This window comes from Gaiella sp. (assembly GCF_057140465.1).
Genome location: NZ_DBNHWK010000055.1, coordinates 48,339 through 64,691, shown reverse-complemented (window position 1 = coordinate 64,691; position 16,353 = coordinate 48,339). Strand labels below are relative to the sequence as shown.

Below are 16,353 nucleotides of genomic sequence, written 5' to 3'. Positions count from 1 at the left end.
CGATCATGCTAGCGATGGGCAGGCTCGCGACCTACGCGCTCTCGCTTCCCGAGCGGCTGGTGCGCATGGTCGCGGCTGCGCTCGGCGGGACGGTGCACGAGACCGTCGAGCTCGTGCTGCCCCGCTTCGTCCGGCGGTCGCGCCTGTACGAGGCGACGGCGAAGAACCTCCTGCGCATCACGGTGGAGCTCGTGGGCGGAGTGGCGCGCGCGAGCAATCCGGGAGAGGTCGAGCCGGATCCCGGGCGACTGGCCGTCCGCAAGACGGCCGGGAACGTCGTCGAGCTCGGATCGATCGCGGCGTTCGGCTTCTCACCGTTGTGGCTGCTGGCGGCCGCGGCCGACGTGACCCACGGCTCGCGCGTCTACCTCGACGTCTTCACGCGCGAGCTGCAACGCTCCGGCGTCCTCCCACCCGACGTGACGTTCTCGACCGTCGACGAGCTCCTCGCCGCGCTCGAGGGCGCGAGCGGAACGTCGGCGCGGCTGGTCGACATCCCGCCGCTCGAGGTGGAGGCACTCCGACGCTCGCTCGCCGATCTCCGGGCGGACGCAGCGGGGATCCCGACGCCGGCGGCACTGGCCGCTGCCTTCGACGGGCTCGTCGCGACCGCGTCCCGCGAGCGCCGGAGCCTGCTCGAGGTGTCCGTCGGCGTCGGCCTCGCGTTCTTCAACGCGGCACGCAAGGTCGGCCGCCAGCACGTCCTCGACCCCTACACGGAGGACCTGCGACCCGTCCGCGACGAGGGGTTCGCGGGCTACGCGACGCGCGTCTCCCGACCCTACGCGGAGGCAGTCGCCCGGCACTGGGACCCCGAGACGCGGACGCTGACCGAGCGTGGTCTCGGGCGGCTGCGGTCGACCCGCTCCTAGAATCGGCCCGTGAGCTCGGTGGCGCCACGCGGTGCGCGCAACCCGATCGGGCGGGCGTTCGCGATCCTGTCGTGGATGGCGGCGCGCGGCGACGGCCCGTGGGGCGTCCGCGAGATCGCGAAGGGCGTGGGGATGAACCCGAGCACCGTCCATCGGCTGCTCGGGCTCCTCGAGGCCGAGGGCCTCGTCCGCCAGGACGATCCGGGCGGCGGCTACCGGGTGGGCACCGAGCTCCTCCGACTCGCCTGGACGGCGACCGGAACGCACCCCGTCCGGACGGCCGCCCTGCCCCACCTCCGGGAGCTCGCGTCCTCGAGCGGCGAGACGGCGACGTTCGGGCTCTACGACGCGGTGCGCCAGCAGACGTGCGTCGTCGCCGTCGTCGAGAGCGACGAGCCGTTCCGGTTCGTGTCGACGATGAACGAGTGGCGCGACCTGCACACGGGCGCGAGCGGCCGCGCGGTGATGGCCTACCTCGCCGACGAGGAGCGCGCCGAGGTCGTGCGCCGGACGAACCTCGCTCCGGCGACATCGTTCACGATCACGAGCCCGGAGACGCTCGAGGAGGTGCTCGCCGACGTCCGCGACCGCGGGTACGCGGTCAGCCGCGAGGAGCGTCGTCTCGGCGGCGTCGGCATTGCGGCGCCGATCTTCGGCCCGGGCGGCCAGGTCGTCGGCGAGGTCGGGGTGAGCGTGCCGGTGCAGCGGTTCCGGGCCGAGGACGAGACGCGGCTCGCACGGCTCGTCACGACGTGCGCCGGCCGGATCAGCGAGGCGCTGGGCGGCGAGCCCGCCGCCGCGCCTATGGTATCTTCCAAAGAGACATAGTGTTCCCTTAAAAGAAACGGAAGGACGACGATGGCACACCCCGACTCCTTCGCTGCCCGCTCGACGCTGACCGTCGGCGACACCACGCACGAGATCTTCCGGCTGGAGAGCCTGCAGTCCCGCTACGACGTCTTCCGGCTGCCGTACACGCTCCGCATCCTCCTCGAGAACGTGCTGCGGCGCGAGGACGGCGTCACCGTCACCGAGGCGGACGTCGAGGCCATCGCCACGTGGGACGCGGGCGCGGAGCCGTCGCGGGAGATCACGTTCGGGCCGGCGAGGGTGCTCCTCCAGGACTTCACCGGCGTGCCCGTGATCGTCGACCTCGCCGCGATGCGCGCGGCGATGGCGGAGCTCGGGGCGGACCCCGGCCTCATCAACCCGCAGATCCCCGCAGAGCTCGTGATCGACCACTCGGTGCAGGTCGACGACTTCGCGAGCCGGCTCGCGATCGTCCACAACGCCGAGCTCGAGTTCCATCGGAACAGAGAGCGCTACGCGTTCCTCCGCTGGGGACAGACGGCGTTCGACAACTTCGCCGTCGTCCCACCGAACACCGGCATCGTGCACCAGGTCAATCTCGAGTACCTCGCCCGCGTGATCGAGACCCGCGACGGCCGTGCGTTCCCCGACACGCTCGTGGGCACCGACTCGCACACCACCATGGTCAACGGGCTCGGCGTGCTCGGGTGGGGCGTGGGCGGGATCGAGGCCGAAGCGGCGATGCTCGGGGAGGCGATCTCGATGCTCGTCCCGCAGGTGGTCGGCTTCCGGCTCAGCGGCGAGCTGCCCGAGGGGGCGACGGCGACCGACCTCGTGCTCACCGTCACCCAGCTCCTCCGCGAGATGGGTGTCGTCGGGAAGTTCGTCGAGTACTTCGGCCACGGCCTCCTCGGGCTGCCCCTCGCCGACCGCGCGACGATCGGGAACATGTCCCCCGAGTACGGGGCGACGTGCGGCTTCTTCCCGGTGGACGAGGAGACGCTGCGCTACCTCCGGCTCACCGGTCGTCCTGCCGACCGCGTCGCCCTCGTCGAGGCGTACTGCAAGGAGAACGGGCTCTGGCACGACCCGGAAGAGCCCGCCGCGTACTCCGAGATCGTCGACCTCGACCTCTCGACCGTCGAGCCATCGCTCGCCGGCCCACGGCGGCCGCAGGACCGCGTGCCGCTGCGCGAGGCGAAGCACGCCTTCCTGGGCGCGCTGCCCTCGTTCGGCGTCGAGCCCGACGGCGGAGTCGACGAAGCCGGCGTGGAGTCGATGGACGCCAGCGACGCACCGGCGCTGACGACCGTCGCGTCGAGGACGTCCGTGCCGGTGGAGATCGACGGCGAGACGGCCGAGCTCGACCACGGCGCCGTCGTGATCGCCGCGATCACGTCGTGCACGAACACGTCGAACCCCGCGGTGATGATCGCGGCCGGGCTGCTCGCGAAGAAGGCGGTCGAGCGCGGGCTGCGCCGCCAGCCGTGGGTGAAGTCGAGCCTCGCGCCCGGATCGAAGGTCGTGACCGAGTACTTCGACCGGGCCGGTCTCACGCCGTACCTCGAGCAGCTCGGCTTCCACACCGTCGGCTACGGGTGCACGACGTGCATCGGGAACTCCGGGCCGCTCCCGACCCCGGTGTCCCGGGCGATCGCCGACGGAGGGCTCGTGGCGTGCGCCGTGCTCTCCGGCAACCGCAACTTCGAGGCGCGAATCCATCCCGAGGTGAGGGCCAACTACCTCGCGAGCCCCCCACTCGTCGTCGCCTACGCGCTCGCGGGGCGGATGGACGTGGATCTCCTGAGCGAGCCGCTCGGCGTCGGAGCCGACGGCGAGGACGTGTACCTCGCGGACATCTGGCCGACACCGCAGGAGGTCGACGAGACGATCGCCGACGCGATCGGCGAGGAGATGTTCCGGCAGGCCTACGCGAACGTCTACGAGGGCGATCCCGAATGGCGGGAGCTCCCGGTGCCGGCAGGCGAGCTGTACGCGTGGGACGGGACGTCGACCTACGTCCGCCGCCCGCCGTACTTCGACGGCATGCCGGCGCAGCCGGCCGGCGTCGAGGACATCGTGGACGCCCGGTGCCTCGTCTCCGTCGGGGACTCGGTGACGACGGACCACATCTCGCCTGCGGGGGCGATCAAGCAGGACTCACCGGCCGGGCGGTACCTCGTCGAGCACGGCGTCGACCCGGCCGAGTTCAACTCGTACGGGTCGCGGCGCGGGAATCACGAGGTGATGGTGCGCGGCACGGTCGCGAACGTGCGGCTGCGGAACCTCGTCGTCCCCGGGTCGGAGGGCACGTGGACGGTGCACCTCCCCTCGGAGGAGGAGACGACGATCTTCGAGGCGGCGGAGCGCTACCGCGCCGACGGCGTGCCCACGATCGTGCTGGCCGGCAAGGAGTACGGCTCGGGCTCGTCCCGCGACTGGGCCGCGAAGGGGCCGCTGCTCCTCGGCGTGCGGGCCGTGATCGCGGAGAGCTACGAGCGGATCCATCGCTCGAACCTCCTGATGATGGGCGTGCTGCCGCTCCAGTTCCTCGCGGGCGACTCCCGGGAGTCGCTCGGCCTCACGGGCAGGGAGACGTTCTCGATCCTCGGAGTCGGAAACGGCGAGGCGTCCGAGGTGACGGTTCGGGCCGACGCGATCGAGTTCCGTGCGACCGTGAGGCTCGACACGCCGCGGGAGCGGGAGTACCTGCGCCACGCAGGCATCCTCCCGTACGTGCTCCGCCGGCTCGCCGCCTGACGCCGCCCACCCCGTGACCCGTGAGGGCGGCGCGACCTCCACCGCCCGCGCCGACGCACGTCGCTAGGCTGCGGCGTCGTGGCCGGCATGGACGTGATCCCCCGGGTCGACGCCTGGCGCCCCTGCCGGCCGATCGTCGCTCGCCTCGCGGTCGAGGCCGGGTCATGACCACGATCGGCCTGATCGGCAGCCTCACCGTCGACCGTGTGAACGGAGGCCCGCCACGGGTCGGAGGCGCCGTCTACTACGCGTCGCGCGCCGCTGCGCGGATCGGCGCGGATGTGGCGATCGCAACGCGATGCGCCGCCGAGGACCGGGACTCGCTCGTCTCGCAACTCGAGGGCTTCGGGCTCCCCGTCACGTGGGCGCCCGGCACGACGACGACGTCCTTCTCGTTCCACTACGAGGGCGACGATCGCCTGATGACCGTGGAGGCCGTCGGAGACCCCTGGACGCCGGCGGACGTCGAGGGGTGGGCGGCAACGGCGCTCGCGGCTCCGTGGGTGCACGTCGGGGCGCTCCTTGGCAGCGACTTCCCACCGGAGACGCTCGAGGCACTCGCCGCCGGCGGGCGGCGGCTCCTCGTCGACGCCCAGGGGCTCGTGCGCATCGGCGCGACCGGCCCGCTCCGCAGCACCGGGGAGATCGACCGCGGCATCCTGCGGCACCTGACGGTCCTCAAGCTCGACGAGGGCGAGGCGGAGATCCTCGCCGGCGGGACCGACGCGGAGGCGCTTCGCGCGCTCGGCGTCCCGGAGGTGGTGCTCACGCTCGGCTCCGCCGGGTCGCTCGTCGTCGCGGGAGCGGCGGTCGAGCGGATCGAGATCACGCCGATCACGGCGGCGGTCGACCCGACAGGGGCCGGAGACACGTACTCGCTGGCGTACCTGAACGCCCGCGCCCGCGGCGACGACCCGGTCGGCGCGGCGCGTGCCGCCAGCGCGGTCGTCTCGGCGATCCTCGCGGGCCTGTGAGCTGCGCGCTCGTCGCCTGCGAGCTGGGTGTCGCCCGGGTCGACCTCGACGACGAAGCGGTGACGCTCCTCGACGACGCCTCGATCCCCCGGGGCGGCCCGGTCGAGACCGGGCTGCCGCTCGTCGTCGACGCGGACGCGGCCGGGGCGACCGTCGTCGCGGTCGTCGACCGCAGGCCGCCGCTCGTCGTGTCGCACGACGCAGGGGCCACCTGGTCGGAGGTCGGTGCCGGGCTCCCGGCGGGCGTCGCGGTCGCGATCTCCGCGGAGCATCCCGACCGGGTGCTGTTCGCGAGCCGCGAGCGCCTCTTCGTGTCGGCGGACGGCGGACGCTTCTGGCGGGCGCTCGCGCTCGAGCTGCCCGGGATCACCGCGGTCTCCTGGTGCGAGGGCACGGAGGGTGCCGGCTGAGGCCGGCGGCCCGACCTCAGGGCAGCACGAACTCGCCGCGCGCCACGATCACGGCTGCGCCACCGACCTCGACCGCCTCGATCACGTCCCCGTCGCCCTCGGCGCGGGCGACGAGCGTCGAGGGCCGGTGGATCTCCCCGCCCTGGGAGATCACGATCTCCTGTCCCCAGAGGATGCGCCGGTGACGTGCGAGGTGGCAGGCGAGCGGGCCCGCCGCCGATCCGGTGGCGGCGTCCTCGCCCACGCCGTCGAGCGGCGAGAACATCCTCGTCGTCCAGCGCGCCCCCTCCCCCGCGAAGCAGTTGACGCCAGCGACGCCGAGCCGGCCGAGCGCCCGCGGGTCCGGATCGAGAGCCGCGACGTGCGCCGCGGACGGAAGGGCGACGAAGACGTGGTCGACACCGTTGTCGTACCGCTCGACCGGAAGCTCGGACCCCTCGATACCGAGCGCGGCGAACAGCGGGGCGGTGTCCGCGAACGGCGTGACGTCGGGCACCGGCTGCGCCATGCGCCCGAAGACGATCCGCCCGCTCTCGTCTCGCTCGAGCGTCACCGGCACGGTCTCGCGGCCGGTCTCGAGCGCGACCGCGCCCCGCTGCAGCGGGCCGCCGAGCACGAACGCCGCCCCCAGCACCGGATGACCCGCGAAGGGCAACTCGCTCCGCGGCGTGAAGATCCTGATCCGCGCGTCACCGTCGGCCTCGGGCGGGAGCAGGAACACGGTCTCGGAGAAGCCGACCTCGAGCGCGAGCGCCTGCATCGTGGCGACGTCGAGCCCCCGACCGTCCGTGAACACGGCGAGCTGGTTGCCGGCGAGCGGCACGTCGGTGAAGACGTCCGCGACGACGTACCGCAGCCTCACGAGGCCCTTCGCCTCACGGCCGAACCTCGATCTCGGCGATCTGCAGCCCGCGATCCTCGAGCTCGACCTCGAAGCGCCCCGGAATCGTCGCGTCGAACGGGAGCTTCGCGGCCTTCCCCGGGACGACGTCGACGATCTCGTCGTAGCCGTGCAGGTGCACGTGGTCGGGCACGTCGGAGCGGACGACGAGGACGACCTGTTCGCCCTTCTTGACCGAGGGACGGGCGATCCCGCCGGTCACGCGCCCGTCCCGGACGACGATCGTCACGGTCGTCGCCGACGGCTTCGGTGCCGGCTCGGGCTTCGGCGCGGCCGCCTCGGCCTCGGTCGTCGTCGCCTCGGTGGTCGTCTCGGCGCTCGCGGGCTCCGGCGCGGACGTCTCCGACGACGTGCCGCCGCCCCCGCAGCCGGCGAGGGCGAGAGCGAGCGCGCTCAGTGCTGCGACGACGGCGACGGGCGGCAGCAGCGGGCATGACGGCCGTGCACAGCGCACGGCGCCAGCGTAGCCGCGCCGTGCGGCACCCGGTCGGCTCAGTCGACGCGCTCGCGCTCTGCCGCCACCCACTTCGGGTGGTGACGCTCGGCCCACGCCTCGTGGACGTCGCCCCGCACGATCCCGCGGAGCGCATGGCGCGTCGCCGGATGCACGACGGCGAGGTAGAGGTGCCCGGTGACGAGCACGGCCGAGGCGTAGGTGACCACGTCGTGCACCGTGCCCGCTCCGTCGAGGAGGAACGTGTGGTCGCGCTCGCCGAGCCAGAGGAAGACGCCCGAGACGGTGAGGAGCACGGCGAAGGCGGCCGTGACGAGCAGGTTCAGCTTCTGGCCCGCGTTGAGCCGTCCCTGTGGGGCCCGCCGACCGCGGAGCCAGCGCCGGTCGTCCGCGTCGATCGCCTCCGCCTCGCGCCAGAGCGCCGCGAGGCGTCGCCGATCGCCGAGCAGCACGATCGCGACGAGCGCGACCGCCCACGCGAGAGCGGTGAGGAGATGGACGTTCTTCACGAGGGCACGCCGCGCGACGATCTCGGAGAGATCGGGGACGAGCAGCACGAGACCCGTCGCGAGCAGCACGAGGAAGGCGGCCGCGTGCACCCAGTGGACGGCGCGCTCGGTCCGCCCGAAGCGGCGGATCGTCCTCGTCTCAGCCGCCGTTCGAGTCATCGACCCACGCGTCGGAGTCGTACCCGCGCTGCTCCCAGTACCCGGGCCGGAAGTCGCGACGCACCTCGATCCGATCGACCCACTTCACGCTCTTGTAGCCGTACATCCGCGGCATCACCACCCGCGCCGGCGACCCGTGCGGCCGCGAGAGCGGCGTCCCGTCCATGTCGAGCGCGAGCATCACGTCCGGGAGGAGCGCCTGCTCCATCGTGAGGATGTCGTCGTACGGAACCTCGGCCGAGACGAAGCGGAGCCATGCTGCACCCGGGAGCGGCCCCGCGTCACGGAGTAGTCGCTCGAAGCGGACGCCGCGCCAGTGCACGTCGGCGACCGACCACCCGGTGACGCAGTGGAAGTCGGAGATCTGCTCCTCGAGGCCCATCGCCCGCAGGTCGTCCAGCGTGTACGTGACGGGCCGCTCGACGAGCCCGTCGATGCGTAGGCGATACGCCTCCGGGTCGAGCGTCGGCATCGAGGGCCCGATCGTGTAGATCCGCCACCCGCTCGACGGGACGAGCGAGACGACGCGGTCCGGCACGAGCCGCCCCACCGCGCCGACCACGTCGCGCCCGACGAACAGCCCGGCGACGCCCGCCCCCACGATCCCGAGGAACGCCGCCCTCCCGACCGTGCGCTCGCCCATGGGCGAAGTCTGGTGGACGTTCCTTACCACGGTCTTACGATTCGGCCCCCCGACTATGCTCGGGCGCGTGCGTCTCTACGTCTGCCGCCACGCGCACGCCGGACCGGGTGACCCCGACGACCTCCGCGAGCTCACGTCACGGGGCCGCGCGGAGGCCCGCGAGCTCGCCACCCGGCTCGGTGGCGAGCGTCGGCCGCCCGCGCTCGTGCTCACGAGCCCACTGCTCCGCGCACGCCAGACCGCGGCCGTGGTCGCCGACGCGCTGCGCGCGGAGCTGCGCGTCGAACCGCGCCTCGCGCCGGGTGCGACGGCATCCGACGTGACGGCAGTGCTCGCCGCGACCGCCGTGGACACGGTCGCGACGATCGGCCACCAGCCGGACTGCTCGGGGATCGCGCTCTCCTTCGCCGGTCGCGACCCCGGGTTTCCGACGGGCGGGATGCTGGCGCTCGACCTGGAGTCGTGAGCATGGCCCCGGCGATCAGCGTGGTCGGCCTCCGCAAGGCGTACGACGACACGGAGGCCGTCCGCGGGATCGACTTCACGGTGGAGACGGGTGAGATCTTCGGGCTCCTCGGCCCGAACGGCGCGGGGAAGACGACGACCGTCGAGGTGCTGGAGGGGTACCGACGCCGCGACGCCGGCAGCGTCGAGGTGCTCGGCTTCGACCCCGGCGCCGCGGGACGGGCGTTCAGGGAGCGAATCGGCGTCGTCCTCCAGCACGCGGAGCTGTGGCCGATGCTGACCGTGCGCGAGGTGCTGCGGACGTTCGCGGGCTACTTCCGCGAGCCACGGAGCGTCGACGAGGTCGTCGAGCTCGTCGGGCTCGGCGAGAAGGCGGGCGCACGCGTGAAGACGCTCTCCGGCGGCCAGAAGCGACGACTCGACCTCGGCGTCGCGCTCGTCGGCGACCCCGACCTCGTGTTCCTCGACGAGCCCACGACCGGGTTCGACCCCGCGGCGCGCCGTGCCGCCTGGGAGCTCGTCCGGGCCCTGCGCGCCCTCGGCAAGACCATCCTCCTCACGACGCACTACCTCGACGAGGCGCAGCAGCTGGCCGACCGCGTGGCCGTGCTCGTGGGCGGAGAGATCATCGAGTCCGGCACGCCGGCCGAGCTCGTGACCCGAGCCGCGCGGACCGAGGTGCGCTTCCGGCGCGACGGCGAGGACCACGTGATCGCGACGGCGGAGCCGACGCGCGTCGTGCACGAGCTCACCGGCGAGGCGATCGCGCGGGGCATCGAGCTCGAGCACCTGGAGGTCCGCCGCCCCACGCTCGAGGACGTGTACCTCGACCTCGTGGACGGGGACGAGGAGGGCGACCGCGAATGACCGAGGCGCCCGCGACGGCGGAGCGTCCACGGGCCGCGGTCCACCGGGGCGGTGGGCGGCTGTTCCTGCACCAGCTCCGGACCGAGCAGCTCACGTTCTGGCGCAGCCGCGAGTCGGCGGTGTTCGTCTTCGTCTTCCCGCTGTTGCTCTACGCCCTGCTCGGAGCCGTCTACAGCGACGAGATCGACGGCCTGCCCGCGGCAGACGTGCTGCTCGCGGGGATCCTCGGCTACGGATGCGCGAACACGGCGTTCGCGGGGCTCGCGATCACGCTCGTGATCCGGCGGGAGAGCGGGGTGCTGAAGCGTCTCCGCGCCACCCCGCTCCCGTCGCCGGTGTACCTGGCCGCGGTGCTCACGTCGGCGCTCGTGACGTTCGCCCTGCAGACGGTGTCGCTCGTGCTCCTGGGGTCGCTGCTCTACGGCGCGAACGTCCCCGACCGGCCGTTCTCGCTCGCCGTGGCGATCCTCGTCGGCACCGCCTGCTTCGCCTGCCTCGGGCTCGCCGCGGCCTCGCTGATCCGCTCCGCGGAGGGATCCTCCGCGGTCGTGAACGTGATCGTGCTCCCGATGGCGTTCCTCTCCGGCGCGTTCGGGCCGACCCGCGACTTCCCGTCGTGGCTGCAGGCCGTGGCCGACGTCCTCCCCCTCAAGTACCTGATCGACGTCGTCGAGGGGGTGCTCCTGCGCGGCGAGCCGGTATGGGACGATCCCAGCGCGCTCGCCGTCCTCGCGATCTGGGGTGCGGGCGGCGCGCTCCTCGCCTGGCGTCGGTTCGGCTGGGAGCCGCGCGAGCGCTGACCCCGGCACCCGGCCTCCCGATCAGGCCTCCGCCTCGGCGTCGACGGCGACGGGCAGCGCCGGTCGACGGCGGAGCGCGCCGATCCAGACGACCGGCGCGACGGCGAGGAGCGCCGCACCGAATGCGAGCGCGGGGACGCCGAGCTCGTTGAGGACGACGCCGCCGAGCAGTGCGAGGGCGGCGGCGGTCATCGCCGAGAGGAACTCGCCGAACCCGATCAGCTTGCCGCGCTCGATCGGGCGGGTGCGGTCGACGAGCTCCGCGCTCGCGGCCACGAACGAGAGGTTCCAGCCGATGCCGAGGCCGAAGAGGAGCGCGGCCGTCCCCCAGACGCTGTCGACGGCGAAGAGGAGGGCGCAGGAGGTTCCCATCACGAGCAGCCCGCCGACGAGCGCCGGAGGACGGCCGACGCGGTCGACGAGGGTACCGACGACGAGGACGAGGGCGTACATCCCCAGGACGTGGGCGCCGATGATCGGGAACACGTCGTGCTGGTCGTGGTGGTGGTGGTCGACGACGACGAAGCCCGTGAGGTTCATGACGGAGGCCATCACGGCGAAGCTCGCAATCGCTGCGATCAGCGCGGCCAGCACCCCGGGGCGCGCGACGAGCTCGCGCAGCGGTGCGGGCCGCTCCGAGACGGCGCCCTCCGGCTCGGGTGTGAGCAGCTTTGCGATCTGCAGCGGATCGGGACGCACGGCGAGCACGAGTGCGAGCCCGACGAGCATGAGGCCGGCTGCCGCGAGCCAGGGCACGGTCATCTCCCCCGGAGCCGGATGCCGGCCGGCGAAGAGCGGCCCGAACACGGCCGGGCCGAGCACCGCCCCGAAGACGGCGCCGGAGAGGACGTAGGCGATCCCCCGGGCCCGCCGCTCGGGCGGGTACATGTCGCCGCCCGCGGTGCGGACGAGGGTCACGGCGCCGGCGCCCGCCCCGATCACGACGAACCCCGCGATCACGACTGCGGTCGAGGCGATGTGGGCCCCGAGCCCGGTCAGCGTCGCGCCGACCGCTCCCACGGCGAACCCGGCGGCGATCACGGGCCGTCGGCCGAAGCGGTCCATCAGACGCCCGGCGAGCTGGGCGCAGAGACCCGAGCTCGCGAGGAAGATCGCCGGCCCGAGACCGAGCAGCCCGTGAACGCCGCTGACGAGGACGAAGGTCAACGAGGCGACGGCGGCGACGAGCTGGAGCGTCGCGGAGAGCACCGCCATCGCCATCGCGAGCAGGACGGTGTTCCTCCGAATGGGGAGCGCCTCGACTCCGACCGGCCCGCTCACGTGCGCAACAGCGTAGTCCCGAGCGGCGCGGGAGCTCCGGACAGCGGCGTGGGGCATCCGGATCCGTGGATCCACCGATGTCGCCGAGCTCGAGCCGCGGGAGGATGTCCACGAGCACCAAGGAGGTACCGCGATGCTCACCTACATCGGGCTGATCAAGCTGACGCCCGAGGGCAGGGAGCACCTGCCCGAAGCGCCCAAGTACCTCGAGAAGATCAAGAAGATCATCGAGGAGGAGGGCGGTGCGCTCGAGGACGTCTGGGCGATGATGGGACCCTGGGACTTCTTCGCGATCGTCAAGTACCCCGACAACGAGACCGCGTTCCGCGTGCTCGCGAAGATCGGGATGCTCGAGGTCGTGAAGACGGAGACGTTCCCGGCGGAGAAGATCGACGTCTTCTTCGAGACGTTCGCCTGACCGCCGCACGCGACAACACGGGGGAACGGAGCGGGGCCTCGAGGCCCCGCTCCCGGTACGCCCGGATGCCCTCGGGAGGAATCGAACCTCCGACGCCGGCCTTAGGAGAGCCGCGCTCTATCCACTGAGCTACGAGGGCCTCGCCTGCGAACGGTATCGCGTAGGCGCGGCACGTCGGGCACGGGTCTCCCACGTGAGCCGGGCGGGACGCGTGTCGTATGCTGGATCCTTCTCGCGAGAGTGATTCCAGGAGAGGAGGGTCGGTGTACCCGGCGCGATTCGACTATCTGGCACCAACGTCGCTCGAGGAAGCGATCGCCGTCCTCGGCGAGCGGGCGGGCGAGGCGAAGGTGATGGCCGGCGGGCAGAGCCTGATCCCCGTCCTCAAGCTCCGCATCGCCGAGGTGGGGACGATCGTCGACATCAACGGTGTCCCCGGGCTGGACGGCCTCGGGGAGGACGGGGGCGAGCTCCGCATCGGGGCGCTCGTCCGCCATCGCGATGCCGAGCGCTCCCCGCTCCTCACGGAGCGCTACGGAGTGATGGGGAGCACAGCCCGGCTCGTCGCCGACCCGCTCGTGCGCAATCGCGGCACGATCTGCGGGTCGCTGGCGCACGCCGACCCCCAGGGCGACTGGGGCTCGGCGATGCTGGCCGCACGCGCCGTCGTCGTCGTCCAGGGCCCGTCCGGAACCCGGTCGATCCCGGTCGAGGAACTGACGCTCGGCCCGTTCATGAGCACGCTCGCACCGGACGAGGTGATCACCGAGGTGCGCGTGCCCGATCCGGGGCCGCGAACGGGCGGCACGTACCTCAAGCTCGAGCGCAAGGTCGGCGACTTCGCGACGGCGGCCGTGGCCGTCCAGGTGACGCTCGACAACGGCCACGTCGCCCAGGTCGGGATCGGGCTCACCGGCGTCGGAGCGACGAACCTCCGTGCGACCGCCGCCGAGGACGCGCTCCGCGGGGCGGCGCCCACCGACGAGGCGATCGTCGAGGCGGCATCCCTCGCCGCCCAGGCAGCAGAGCCGGTGGCCGACCACCGAGGCAGCGTCGACTTCAAGAGGAACGTCGTCCGCGTGCTCTGCGAGCGAGGCCTTCGTACCGCGATCTCGGCCGCACAGGCCGGCCAGGAGTGATCGACATGTCCCAGCTTGTATCCCCGACGCCGGCGACCGGGCTCCACCGTGTCGAGCTGACGGTCAACGGCGAGCCGCGCACCGCGGACGTCGAGCCACGGCTGCTGCTCGCGCACTTCCTGCGGCAGACGCTCGGGCTCACCGGAACGCACATCGGCTGCGACACCACGAGCTGCGGCGCCTGCGCCGTGCTCCTGGACGGAACGCCGGTGAAGTCCTGCACCGTCCTGGCCGTCCAGGCCCAGGGCGCGGAGGTCACGACCGTGGAGGGCCTCGGCACGGCCGGGCAGCTCCACGCGATCCAGCAGGCGTTCCACGAGGAGCACGGGCTGCAGTGCGGGTTCTGCACGCCCGGGATGATGCTGACCTCGGTCGCGCTCCTCGCGGACAACCCGAGTCCGACGGACGAGGATGTCCGCTGGGCGCTCTCCGGCCAGATCTGCCGGTGCACCGGATACCAGAACATCGTCAAGGCCGTGCAGCGCGCGGCCCAGACACTGAGGGAGGCGTAGGACGATGTCGTCAACCCACGAGGTCCGTGGCGTCGGTCACTCCGTCAAGCGCAAGGAGGACCAGCGCTTCCTCCTCGGCAAGGGGCAGTACTTCGACGACATCACCCTGCCGGGGATGCTGCACATGGAGATCCTGCGCAGCCCCTTCGCCCACGCGCGCATCTCCGCGATCGACACGTCGGCCGCCGAGGCGCTGCCCGGGGTCGTCGCCGTCGTCACCGGCGAGCTGCTCGCCCAGCACAACCTCGCCTGGATGCCGACGCTGTCGGGCGACACCCAGGCGGTGCTCGCGACCGACACGGTGCGGTTCCAGGGCCAGGAGGTCGCCTGCGTGATCGCGGAGTCGCCGTACATCGCGAAGGACGCGCTCGAGCTGATCGCCGTCGAGTACGACCCGCTCGACGCGGTGACGAGCCCACAGCAGTCGTCCGCGCCGGACGCGCCGCTGATCCGGGACGAGAAGGAGGGGCAGACGTCGAACCACGTCTACCACTGGGAGGCCGGGGACAAGGACGCGACCGACGAGGCGTTCGCCGAGGCCGACCACGTCGTCTCGCTCGACACCTTCTACCCCCGCTGCCATCCGTCGCCGCTCGAGTGCTGCGGCTGCATCGCCGACGTCAACCCGGCGACGGGCAAGGCGACGATCTACCTCACCTCCCAGGCGCCGCACGCGCACCGGACGCTGTTCGCGATCGTCGCCGGGCTGCCGGAGCAGCAGATCCGGATCATCAGCCCCGACATCGGCGGCGGCTTCGGGAACAAGGTCCCGATCTACCCGGGGTACGTCGTCGCGACCGCCGCGTCGCTGCTCATCGGCCGTCCCGTGAAGTGGGTCGAGGACCGAACCGGGAACCTCATCTCGACGGGGTTCGCCCGTGACTACCACATGCACGGCGAGCTGGCCGTGAAGGAGGGGAAGATCACGGGGCTCCGGGCCTCGCTGCTCTCCGACCAGGGGGCCTTCTTCGCCGACGCGCAGCCGACGAAGTTCCGGGCCGGGCTCTTCCACATCGTCACCGGCTCCTACGACATCCCCGCGGCGCACGTCGTCGCGGACGGCTGGTACACGAACAAGGCGCCCGGCGGGGTCGCGTACCGCTGCTCCTTCCGGGTGACCGAGGCCTCGTACCTCATCGAGCGGCTCGTCGACAACGCGGCCCACGAGCTGGGCGTCGACCCGTCGCAGTTCCGGCTCGACAACTTCATCCAGCCGGAGCAGTTCCCCTACGAGTCGGCGACGGGCTTCGTCTACGACTCGGGCAACTACCCGGAGGCGATGCGGATCGCACTCGAGAAGCTCGGCTACGAGGACCTCCGCCGCGAGCAGGAAGCCGCCCGCGCCGAGGGGCGGCTGCTCGGGATCGGGCTCGCCTCGTTCACCGAGGTCGTCGGCGCCGGCCATGGCAAGGAGTACGACATCGCCGGCCTGCGCATGTTCGACTCGGCGGAGCTCAGGGTGCACCCGACCGGGAAGGCGATCCTCAAGCTGGGCGTCCGCTCCCAGGGGCAGGGGCACGAGACGACGTTCGCGCAGATCGTGGCCGAGGAGCTCGGCATCCCGGCCGAGGACGTCGAGGTGCAGGAGGGGGACACCGACAACACGCCCTACGGCCTCGGCACGTACGCGAGCCGCTCCACCCCGGTCGCCGGCGCGGCGACGACCGTGATCGCCCGGAAGCTGCGGGACAAGGGCAAGGAGATCGCGGCGCACCTCCTCGAGGCGTCGGCCTCGGACATCGAGTTCGAGGCGGGCCGCTTCTTCGTGAAGGGATCGCCGGAGCGGTCGAAGACGATCCAGGACGTCGCGTTCGCGGCCTACACGAACCTGCCGGACGGCATGGAGCCGGGCCTCGAGGGCGTCAACTACTACGACCCGCCGAACATGACATACCCCTTCGGCACGTACGCCGTCGTCGTCGAGATCGACCGCGGCACCGGGCAGTGGAAGCCGCTGAAGGTCGTGGCGGTGGACGACTGCGGCGTGCGGATCAACCCGATGATCGTCGAGGGCCAGATCATGGGCGGCCTCACCGAGGGGTACGCGATCGCGGCGATGGAGCTGATCGACTTCGACGAGGACGGCAACTGCATCGGATCGAACTTCACCGACTACCTGATCCCGACCGCGTGGGAGACGCCGGAGTTCGACCTCGGCGAGCTGACGACACCGTCGCCGCACCATCCGCTCGGCGCGAAGGGCGTCGGCGAGTCCGCGACCGTCGGCTCTCCCGCCGCGTACGTGAACGCGGTGATCGACGCGCTCTGGCACGCCGGCGTGACCAACATCGACATGCCGCTCACGCCCGACAAGGTGTGGGAGGCCCTCAACGAGGCGGGGATCGCCGAGTGACGGGAGTCCGGTCGGCGGCCTCACGC

General features: G+C 72.3%; 17 protein-coding genes and 1 tRNA gene. 12 read left to right on the top strand and 6 right to left on the bottom strand.

Annotation, left to right across the window (positions count from 1 at the left end):
• Positions 1–14 precede the first annotated feature (14 nt).
• From AC162C_RS07915 to AC162C_RS07895, 5 genes are all read left to right on the top strand, one after another.
• Entirely contained in the window at positions 15–872 is an 858-nt protein-coding gene (locus AC162C_RS07915; RefSeq protein ID WP_484097077.1) for a hypothetical protein, read from the top strand.
• Positions 873–881: 9 nt separating this feature from the next.
• Positions 882–1,700 carry an IclR family transcriptional regulator gene (locus AC162C_RS07910; RefSeq protein ID WP_484097076.1) on the top strand — a complete coding sequence of 273 codons (819 nt, stop codon included), beginning with the start codon at positions 882–884 and terminating at the stop codon, positions 1,698–1,700.
• Between the two features lie 30 nt (positions 1,701–1,730).
• Positions 1,731–4,442: an aconitate hydratase AcnA gene (gene acnA / locus AC162C_RS07905; protein ID WP_484097075.1), complete on the top strand. Its 2,712-nt coding sequence runs from the start codon at positions 1,731–1,733 to the stop codon at positions 4,440–4,442.
• Positions 4,443–4,606: 164 nt separating this feature from the next.
• Positions 4,607–5,416 (top strand): PfkB family carbohydrate kinase, encoded by an 810-nt coding sequence (locus tag AC162C_RS07900; protein ID WP_484097074.1) that lies wholly within the window; start codon positions 4,607–4,609, stop codon positions 5,414–5,416.
• Entirely contained in the window at positions 5,413–5,826 is a 414-nt protein-coding gene (locus tag AC162C_RS07895) for a hypothetical protein (protein WP_484097073.1), read from the top strand. Before AC162C_RS07900 ends, AC162C_RS07895 begins: the two co-directional genes overlap by 4 nt.
• Positions 5,827–5,842: 16 nt before the next feature.
• Here AC162C_RS07895 and AC162C_RS07890 read toward each other — a convergent pair whose 3' ends face one another.
• Genes AC162C_RS07890 through AC162C_RS07875 form a run of 4 tightly spaced genes read right to left on the bottom strand, consistent with a single transcriptional unit; the run spans position 5,843 to position 8,492 of the window.
• Positions 5,843–6,688, bottom strand: coding sequence for a PhzF family phenazine biosynthesis protein (locus AC162C_RS07890; protein WP_484097072.1), 846 nt, complete (start codon positions 6,686–6,688; stop codon positions 5,843–5,845).
• 13 nt (positions 6,689–6,701) lie between these two features.
• Positions 6,702–7,181 carry a cupredoxin domain-containing protein gene (locus tag AC162C_RS07885; protein WP_484097071.1) on the bottom strand — a complete coding sequence of 160 codons (480 nt, stop codon included), beginning with the start codon at positions 7,179–7,181 and terminating at the stop codon, positions 6,702–6,704.
• A 38-nt stretch (positions 7,182–7,219) separates the two neighbouring features.
• Entirely contained in the window at positions 7,220–7,849 is a 630-nt protein-coding gene (locus AC162C_RS07880) for a cytochrome b/b6 domain-containing protein (protein WP_462975292.1), read from the bottom strand.
• On the bottom strand, positions 7,830–8,492 hold the full coding sequence (locus AC162C_RS07875) for a molybdopterin-dependent oxidoreductase (protein WP_484097070.1): 663 nt from the start codon (positions 8,490–8,492) through the stop codon (positions 7,830–7,832). Before AC162C_RS07875 ends, AC162C_RS07880 begins: the two co-directional genes overlap by 20 nt.
• 67 nt (positions 8,493–8,559) lie before the next feature.
• On the opposite strand from AC162C_RS07875, the gene AC162C_RS07870 reads away from it, so the two are divergent.
• The 3 genes from AC162C_RS07870 to AC162C_RS07860 are packed head-to-tail and all read left to right on the top strand — an operon-like array spanning position 8,560 to position 10,624.
• A complete protein-coding gene (locus tag AC162C_RS07870; RefSeq protein WP_484097069.1) occupies positions 8,560–8,958 on the top strand; it encodes a SixA phosphatase family protein in 399 nt (132 codons plus the stop codon).
• Between the two features lie 2 nt (positions 8,959–8,960).
• The gene (locus AC162C_RS07865) at positions 8,961–9,824 is read left to right on the top strand and encodes an ABC transporter ATP-binding protein (RefSeq protein ID WP_484097068.1); all 864 of its coding nucleotides are present in this window, start codon (positions 8,961–8,963) and stop codon (positions 9,822–9,824) included.
• On the top strand, positions 9,821–10,624 hold the full coding sequence (locus AC162C_RS07860) for an ABC transporter permease (protein ID WP_484097067.1): 804 nt from the start codon (positions 9,821–9,823) through the stop codon (positions 10,622–10,624). Before AC162C_RS07865 ends, AC162C_RS07860 begins: the two co-directional genes overlap by 4 nt.
• A 21-nt stretch (positions 10,625–10,645) precedes the next feature.
• On the opposite strand, the gene AC162C_RS07855 is transcribed toward AC162C_RS07860, so the two are convergent.
• Positions 10,646–11,905, bottom strand: a complete 1,260-nt coding sequence (locus tag AC162C_RS07855) for an MFS transporter (protein ID WP_484097066.1) — start codon at positions 11,903–11,905, stop codon at positions 10,646–10,648.
• Between the two features lie 133 nt (positions 11,906–12,038).
• On the opposite strand from AC162C_RS07855, the gene AC162C_RS07850 reads away from it, so the two are divergent.
• The gene (locus AC162C_RS07850) at positions 12,039–12,323 is read left to right on the top strand and encodes a GYD domain-containing protein (RefSeq protein WP_484097065.1); all 285 of its coding nucleotides are present in this window, start codon (positions 12,039–12,041) and stop codon (positions 12,321–12,323) included.
• A gap of 66 nt (positions 12,324–12,389) precedes the next feature.
• Here the strand turns inward: AC162C_RS07850 and AC162C_RS07845 are convergent.
• Positions 12,390–12,462 (bottom strand) — tRNA-Arg (locus tag AC162C_RS07845).
• A gap of 124 nt (positions 12,463–12,586) precedes the next feature.
• On the opposite strand from AC162C_RS07845, the gene AC162C_RS07840 reads away from it, so the two are divergent.
• Genes AC162C_RS07840 through AC162C_RS07830 form a run of 3 tightly spaced genes read left to right on the top strand, consistent with a single transcriptional unit; the run spans position 12,587 to position 16,327 of the window.
• Positions 12,587–13,462, top strand: a complete 876-nt coding sequence (locus AC162C_RS07840) for an FAD binding domain-containing protein (protein ID WP_484097064.1) — start codon at positions 12,587–12,589, stop codon at positions 13,460–13,462.
• A 5-nt stretch (positions 13,463–13,467) separates the two neighbouring features.
• Entirely contained in the window at positions 13,468–13,974 is a 507-nt protein-coding gene (locus AC162C_RS07835; RefSeq protein WP_462974764.1) for a (2Fe-2S)-binding protein, read from the top strand.
• 4 nt (positions 13,975–13,978) lie between these two features.
• Positions 13,979–16,327: an aerobic carbon-monoxide dehydrogenase large subunit gene (locus tag AC162C_RS07830; protein WP_484097063.1), complete on the top strand. Its 2,349-nt coding sequence runs from the start codon at positions 13,979–13,981 to the stop codon at positions 16,325–16,327.
• Positions 16,328–16,353 lie beyond the last annotated feature (26 nt).